Origin of the sequence: Methylorubrum podarium (assembly GCF_022179745.1) — a bacterium.
Taxonomy (GTDB): domain Bacteria; phylum Pseudomonadota; class Alphaproteobacteria; order Rhizobiales; family Beijerinckiaceae; genus Methylobacterium; species Methylobacterium podarium.
In genome coordinates this window covers 21,278-28,054 of sequence record NZ_BPRD01000209.1, presented here as the reverse complement: position 1 = coordinate 28,054, position 6,777 = coordinate 21,278, and the positions used below count along the sequence as shown (strand labels likewise).

Genomic DNA, 6,777 nt, shown 5'->3' with positions numbered 1-6,777 from the left:
CGCCGCCCGGCCGCCGGGCTGCACCACCAGCCGCACGTCCCGCAGCGCGATCTCGGGGACGTGCGCGACGACGCGGCCGCCCTCGCGCACCGACCAGCAGCCGCCCGCGCGCCGGAGGTTGCGGTAGACGTCAGTCATCGAGGGGCGGCACGGGCAGGGGCGCGAACGCCATCGCCACGTTCTCCGCCTCCGCGGCGACGGCGGCCGCCTCGGCCGGGGACAGCATGCCGGCCCGGACGAGCCTGCCGGCGCGCAGGACGCGGGCGCGGAGCCCCCTGCCGGAGAGCGGGCAGATGCGCCCGCTCTCCCACGCCGCCTTGATCCGCGCGGCCGCCGCGGCGACGGGATCACCGGGGCTCACGGCGCGCCTCCTGCAGGTGCGGGAGGCCGAGGGCCCCGTTGAAGGCCTTGTTCGCCGCCACCAGGGCCTCGGGCCCGGTGATGGCGCGCTGGTCCGCGAGGCGGATGACGTGGAGCATGTAGGCCTCCATGCCCTGCGCCGCCTCGGGGTGGACGGTACCCGCGGCACGGTGGGCGCGGAGGGTCGACAGCAGGTAGTCGAGGACGGGAGCGTGCATGTCCTGTCCTCCCGTCAATGCCGCGGACCATGGGCGCGGCTGTCGAGGCAGACCGCGACGCATGCCGTGAGCTCCCGGAGAGAACCGCCGCGCCAAAATGCCCGCAGGCTCTCCATCTCGGCCGCGTCGAGGACGGCCTCGGACGGGTGCATGCCCCGCTCGCGGCAGAGCGCCTCCGCTATCTGAGGCGCGAGGGCAGCGAGGTGCTCCCGGCCGGGACGCGGCACGTGGATGATGCGGCAGCGGTCCCGGAGCGGGCCGGCGACGCGCGCGAGCTCGTTCGCCGTGATGACGTACGAGACGGGCGACAGGTCGACCTCGCACTCCAGGTAGACGTCGTATAGCCGGCGCGCTGAGGTCGATTCGAGGTACGGCAGCAGCGTCGAAACGAGGCTTCCGTTGTGGTCCCCCGTCGCCGCCTTGTCCCCCTCGTCAATCACCACGAGCACGTTGGCGCGCCCCACCCGCCGGATGGCCTGCAGCGGGACGCTCGCGCGGCCCGTGTGGTAGGCCCGGGACGTGCCGCCGAACATCCCGTCCGCCACTCCGCCCGCGCCATAGAGCGTCGACGGCAGGCCCAGGATCTCGCCGAGCGCGAGCGCGGCGGACGTCTTCCCGGAGCCGGGCGGCCCGACGAGCAGCAGCGGCCGGACGCGGGCGTAGGGCGCCCCGACGAGATCGCCGGCGACGGCGTCGGCGAGGGCCGGTGCCCACGGCACGCGCCGCAGTAGGGCGGCGTGGACGGCCTGCGGGTCCGGCGCCGGCGTGACGGGCAGGACACGGTCGGCGACGTCACGGAACTCCGCCCGCGGGCCCGCCCGCGTGTCCGCGAGGTGCGTCAACGGCCCCGCCACCCGGACGCCGGCCGGGGGCGCCGCCTCGGCCTCTCCCAGGTCGAGGGGGTCGAAATCGGGGTCGCGCGGGTCCGCGCCCGTGTCGTCGCGGACCGGGCCCCTCCGGACCGCGCCCCGGAGGGCGGAGCGGCTCTCGCCCCGGTCTAGCGCCGCCCAGAACCGCGTGACCTCGGCCTCGGCGAGGAGCTCCTGGCCCGCTCGCTCGCGCAGGACGGCGCGGTGGACGGGCTGCTGGGGATCGTGCGTGCCGAGCAGGTTCTGATGCGCCACGTACGAGAGCTCGGTGCGCGTAAGCATCAGAGCCCATCGCTCGCAGTCGTCGAACGAGCCGCCCAGCGAGACGTCGGCCTCGTGCATTGCCCGCACGGCGCAGTCATAGTCACCGAGCCACGCGGCACTCAGCCGGCAGCGCGAGGCATGCTCCCGGCAGTCCTCGCGCACCGCCTTCGTGAGCCGGGTGTCGGCGGCGGCCTCGGCGAACGCCTCTGCCAGCGCGGCGGCGAGGGGCGCGGTGACGGTGCCCTCGTCGAGCGCGGCCAGGGCGTCGCGCAGGCCGCGGGGGAGCCCGTCCCGCCGGAGCGAGCGCGACCACGCCAGGAGGTCGCGCTCGCGGTGATTCCAGTACAGGGGCCAGCCGTCTAGGAGCTGGCAGAGGGTGGCGGGGAAGGTGACGGTGTCGGGGGGCGTGGACGCGTCGCGCTGCGCCCGGGCGCGCTGAGCGCGCCGGATCTCGTCGGTCATCGGATCCCTTTCCGGAGACGCCCCGTGTATCACCGCGGGCGTGCTATGAGGTCCTGCTCGCCGGCTTAGGCCGCACGTGACAGGCCCCCTTGGATACCGCGCGACTCGTTAAGATTTTGTCTCTAGCCCGAGGCGGATACGTCGAGCCAGGTCGGTCTCCTCGCGGATCTCCTCGACGAGGCCCTGGGCCGCGCGCAGGACGCCATGGAGCCGGCGGTCGAGGTCCTCGCGGTCGCTGTGCGAGAGCACGCCGGACCGGTGGTGCTCCTCATCGTCGCTGCCCATCTCGTCCCATACCGTTGCGACGGCGAGCAACTGGTACCCGACGGCGCGGGGGTGGTCGACGTACGCGGCGGACCCGAGCAGCTTCAAGACGGGCGTGGGCAGACCGAACTTGATGATCCGGTCGCGCTGGGCCGTGCGCTGCCCGAGCCGCGTCACGGCGACGAGGGGCGCGACCCACAGGTCGCCCCACAGCCTATTCGCCGCCGCCACGACCGCCCGCAACAGTGCCTCGGCGAGCACGGCATGCTCGACCGGCCGGCCGTCGACATAGGCCTGCCTGCCCTCGTACGAGAGGACCGCGCCCATCGTGGGGACGCGGCGGGTGAGCTTCGCCAGGCCGACCGACCCCACGCGGCCGACCGGTGTCCCTGGGATCCGGGGATCCTCGGGGACGGGGCAGAGCAGGATCTCCTCGATGTCCATCAGACCGTCCAGAGCGTAAAGTAGTGGACCACCACGAGGAGGCGGCCATGGTTAACACGGTCGCCGACGCCGGAGGCCGAATGGTTCGTATACGCGACATCGCGGGGATGGGGCGGTCCGGATGTCGCGTATAGAGGCCACTCTCGGAATCGCATGGTTAACGCGGTCGCCGACGTCGGCCGCCGGGCAACTCATATAGCTAGGGTCGGGCGCCCTAGGCCCCCGGATAACTCATTTACGAGTTCATCCAGACCCCTCACCGCCGTCAACATGGTTACCGCAACCGGCGGCAGGACCCCTGTTCCCGGCCCGCGCCGAGGGTAGCCTGATGGGCATGAAGAAGGCGCATCCCATCCGCTGCCGGGCGCTCGCCGCCCGCCGTGCCCGTCCCTACGACCCGTTCATCGACGGCGACATCCGCCCGAGGATCCCGGGGCTGCCCAGCTTCGAGCCGCTCGAACTCGTCGCGCTGCCAGCCGGGGAGGCCGCCACGCCGCCGGCGTCCGGGATGCAGTTCGACGCCGAGGGCAACCCGACCGCCTACGTCATCCCATTGGATCCGCCGGCCCGCACCCGCGACGCCGACCTTCCCGCCGTGGGGTCCTTCCATGGCTGAGATGACCTACGAGGAGTGCATCCGCGCCACCATGGCCCGCATGTGCGCCTCCCTCGACCTCTCCTGCGAGGAGGTGATGGCCGAGCGCGACCGTGACAAGCGCGAGCGCCTGCGGCGGATCTGGCGGGAGATGCAGGACCTCGCGAGCACGAGGGCGGCCGCCCTGTCGCCAGGCGCGGTGACCTACTCGGTGGGCAGCACGGACAAGAAGCTAGCCCGCGAGCTGGCGCGCCGGCTCGACAGCGGCCGCCCGTTCACCCCGCGTCAGTGCCAGGTCGCCGCCTACCTGGCATGGCGCTACCGCCGCCAGATCTCGGGGCGCATCGTTCCGGGCGGCCCAGTCGCGAAGCCGTAGGGGCCGCAACGCATGAAGACCTCGATGTACGACTTCTTCCTCTCGCGCGCCGACGGCGCCCACATCGCGGCGTGGCAGATCGGGGATCGGACGGTCTCGGAGGATGAGGCCCGGCGCCGGCTCTCCATCATCGAGCTCTCGTCGGAGGACTGGGTGAACCCGGAGGGGGGCGAGCCGGGGGACCGTGACGACCTCGACATGGAGACATTCGGCGCGCAGGCTTGGACCGCCGAGCGGGTGCTCTTCACCATCGGCACATACGACGGCGGCATGTGGGTCTACGGCGCTCCGCGCCATCCCCGGACACGGTGACCTGACGGGCCCAAGCGGTTACGAATCGCTCGGCTTGAGAGACCCTGGCCGCGCGGTTCCCGTGCACGGCGGCCGCGCCCCGGCCGGGGGGCTTGCCGCGGCATGAGAGGGGTCCCCGGCGCGAACCGGGGCCCCTTCTGATTTCACACGAGCGAGGGAATGCCGGGGCCGGACGGGGGAATTCATCCGAGCGTCTGAACCTCGGGCGGCCGCCCCACCGGTGTAGCGCGTCCCCGCCCAAACCCCGCCCAAGGCCCGGAAACGACAAAGGCGCCCCGGGGGCGCCTTGCGGAAAAACGTTTATTCTGTGGGGGTTATTTGGTGGGCGCACTAGGGTTCGAACCTAGGACCCGCTGATTAAGAGTCAGCTGCTCTACCAACTGAGCTATGCGCCCGAAGCCTCTTCGGAGAGGCCGGACCGCCGGGCCACCAGTCCCGTGCGGTGGCGGCGAATTAGCAATGGGCGGGCGGCCTGTCCAGCCCCCATCGAAAAGTTTTCCGACGAAGCGTCGTGCTCGGCCTCCCGACGCGTTGCACGCGTCGATGCGCTCCGAAGCGTGACGGACGCCGCCGTCTCGGCTACAGCGCGAGCATGAGTCTCGCGCGACCCCTGAGAATCGGAACCCGCGGCAGCCCGATGGCGCTCGCACAGACCGGCATGGTCCGCGACCGGATCGTGGCGGCCAATCCGGGTCTGGAGACCGAGATCGTCGTCGTCTCGACCGTGGCCGACCGGGTGCTCGACCGGCCGCTCTCCGAGATCGGCGGCAAGGGGCTGTTCACCAAGGAACTGGAACAGGCGCTCTTCGCCGACACGATCGATGTCGCGGTCCACTCCATGAAGGATGTGGAGACCTGGCTGCCCGACGGGCTCGTGATCGCCTGCATCCTGGAACGCGACGACCCGCGCGACGCCTTCCTCAGCGCGGGCGCGGCCAACGGCCTCGCCGACCTGCCGGCCGGCGCCCGCGTCGGCACCTCGTCGCTGCGGAGGGGCGCGCAGGTGCTCATGCACCGGCCCGACCTCACCATCGTGCCCCTGCGCGGCAACGCCAACACCCGCATGCGCAAGCTCGAAGCGGGGGAGTGCGACGCCACGTTGCTGGCGCTCGCCGGCCTCCAGCGCCTCGGGATGACGGATGTGGCGCGCAGCGTCCTCTCCGTGGAGGAGATGCTGCCGGCCGTGGCCCAGGGCGCGCTCGGCATCGAGTGCCGGGCCGGGGACGACGCGATCCGGGCGCTGCTGGCGCCGGTCGCCTGCGCGACCACCACCACGGCGCTCGACGCGGAGCGCGGCCTGCTTGCCGAACTCGACGGCTCCTGTCGCACCCCGATCGCGGCCCTCGCGCAGGTGAACGGGGACCGCCTCACCCTGGACGGCCTGCTCTTCCTGCCCGATGGCAGCCGCCACTGGGCGGTCCGCCGCGAAGGTGCGGCGGCGGAAGCCGACGCGATCGGCCGCGATGCCGGGGCTGAGCTGAAGCGGGCGGCCGGCGACGTCTACTTCGCGCACCTCAAGTAGCCTCGCCTCAGGCGAGGCTGCGCTCGATCGTCTCCTCGTCGCAGATGACGCCCGCCGTTCCGGCGAATTCCGCCTCGCTGGCCGGGGACGGAGGCGGCTCCCGCCGCTCGACCGATCCGGGTGAGAGGCTCGCCATGAAGGCGCGCATCACGTGCGCGACGCCGGCCTCGGCGATGCTGCGCTGGTCCTCCTCGTAGTACCGTCCGCCGTTGGTGTGGCTCGTGATGATCTCGTAGGAGGGAAAGTAGACGAGCCGCGGGTCGCCGCGCTCGCACACCTCTCCGGCGGCGGCGCGCAGGACCGCCTTCGAATGCGCGTTCGCGACGAGCACGTGCTGGTCGCGATAGGTCGCGATCAGGGGCACCGGCGAGACCGTCAGGACGACGCGCGCGGCGGCGTTCACGCTCCAGAGGCGGTCGAGGAAGCCGGAGACGTCGGCGATCACCTCCGCGGTGTTCGCGTTGACGAAGGCGACCTCGTCCGGATCGAACCGGCCGCCGGCGACACCCGGTGCGAGGGACAGCGCCGCCCCGTCGGCGCGGCAGCGCCAACCCTCGGTCAGGCCGAGCGTCACGACCAGCACGTCGAGGGTCTCGAACAGCTCGCGGACGCGGGCGAGATGGTGGTCGCGGGCCTCGATCACTGCCGCCTCGTCGGCGAACCCGTCGGGCTCGATGGTCGGGCGGAACGGGTCGACGAAGCGTCCGTCCTCCCGCCGCCACGCCTTGAGCTCCGGCTCGAAGGCGCCGAAGGCCCGGTCGAACAATTGCACGAACTGGCGGGGGCCGTAGAGATTGCCGTAACGGGCCGAGAAGGTGCCGTACTGGCGCGCCAATACCTGGGCCTCGGTCATTCCGTCGGGCGCGGCTTCCGTGACGTAGTAGCGGAAACCGCCGCGGGCGAGCGCCTGCGAGACGCGCTGCGCGAAACAGGAGCCGGCGGTCGCGACCCGGTCGGTGCGCGCGATGCGGAACACGTCGCGCGGGCCCGGATCGACGGCGAAAGGCGGCACGCCCGCCACCGCCTTGCGCCAGAACCGCTCGGCCGGTAGATCGCGGTAAGGGTTCATCGCCTGATCCGATCCTGCACGC

Annotated in this window: 10 protein-coding genes and 1 tRNA gene; 4 read left to right on the top strand and 7 right to left on the bottom strand. The window is 72.3% G+C overall.

Translation table 11 applies throughout. The features are described from left to right. The 5 genes from MFF42_RS26690 to MFF42_RS11305 all read right to left on the bottom strand — a co-directional run. Positions 1-138, bottom strand: a 138-nt coding sequence (locus tag MFF42_RS26690; RefSeq protein WP_507763107.1) for a L5-gp82 domain-containing phage-derived protein, incomplete at its 3' end; no start/stop codon positions are given. Further along, positions 131-361 carry a hypothetical protein gene (locus tag MFF42_RS11320; RefSeq protein ID WP_017483162.1) on the bottom strand — a complete coding sequence of 77 codons (231 nt, stop codon included), beginning with the start codon at positions 359-361 and terminating at the stop codon, positions 131-133. The genes MFF42_RS11320 and MFF42_RS26690, both read right to left, overlap by 8 nt. Continuing rightward, entirely contained in the window at positions 348-578 is a 231-nt protein-coding gene (locus MFF42_RS11315) for a hypothetical protein (RefSeq protein ID WP_017483163.1), read from the bottom strand. The genes MFF42_RS11320 and MFF42_RS11315 overlap by 14 nt, the downstream gene beginning before the upstream one ends. A gap of 14 nt (positions 579-592) precedes the next feature. Continuing rightward, positions 593-2,173: an AAA family ATPase gene (locus MFF42_RS11310; RefSeq protein WP_238255845.1), complete on the bottom strand. Its 1,581-nt coding sequence runs from the start codon at positions 2,171-2,173 to the stop codon at positions 593-595. A 108-nt stretch (positions 2,174-2,281) separates the two neighbouring features. Beyond that, positions 2,282-2,881: a hypothetical protein gene (locus MFF42_RS11305; RefSeq protein WP_003601494.1), complete on the bottom strand. Its 600-nt coding sequence runs from the start codon at positions 2,879-2,881 to the stop codon at positions 2,282-2,284. A gap of 328 nt (positions 2,882-3,209) precedes the next feature. Between MFF42_RS11305 and MFF42_RS11300 the strand changes: the two genes are divergently transcribed. Genes MFF42_RS11300 through MFF42_RS11290 form a run of 3 tightly spaced genes read left to right on the top strand, consistent with a single transcriptional unit; the run spans position 3,210 to position 4,164 of the window. After that, positions 3,210-3,497: a hypothetical protein gene (locus MFF42_RS11300; RefSeq protein WP_003601495.1), complete on the top strand. Its 288-nt coding sequence runs from the start codon at positions 3,210-3,212 to the stop codon at positions 3,495-3,497. Continuing rightward, the gene (locus tag MFF42_RS11295) at positions 3,490-3,852 is read left to right on the top strand and encodes a hypothetical protein (RefSeq protein ID WP_003601496.1); all 363 of its coding nucleotides are present in this window, start codon (positions 3,490-3,492) and stop codon (positions 3,850-3,852) included. The genes MFF42_RS11300 and MFF42_RS11295 overlap by 8 nt, the downstream gene beginning before the upstream one ends. Before the next feature lie 12 nt (positions 3,853-3,864). Beyond that, on the top strand, positions 3,865-4,164 hold the full coding sequence (locus MFF42_RS11290) for a hypothetical protein (protein WP_238255844.1): 300 nt from the start codon (positions 3,865-3,867) through the stop codon (positions 4,162-4,164). Between the two features lie 319 nt (positions 4,165-4,483). Here MFF42_RS11290 and MFF42_RS11285 read toward each other — a convergent pair. Beyond that, positions 4,484-4,559 (bottom strand) — tRNA-Lys (locus tag MFF42_RS11285). 197 nt (positions 4,560-4,756) lie between these two features. Between MFF42_RS11285 and hemC the strand changes: the two genes are divergently transcribed. Beyond that, entirely contained in the window at positions 4,757-5,686 is a 930-nt protein-coding gene (gene hemC / locus MFF42_RS11280) for a hydroxymethylbilane synthase (RefSeq protein ID WP_238255843.1), read from the top strand. A gap of 7 nt (positions 5,687-5,693) precedes the next feature. On the opposite strand, the gene MFF42_RS11275 is transcribed toward hemC, so the two are convergent. After that, on the bottom strand, positions 5,694-6,755 hold the full coding sequence (locus MFF42_RS11275; RefSeq protein ID WP_238255842.1) for a GSCFA domain-containing protein: 1,062 nt from the start codon (positions 6,753-6,755) through the stop codon (positions 5,694-5,696). Positions 6,756-6,777 lie beyond the last annotated feature (22 nt).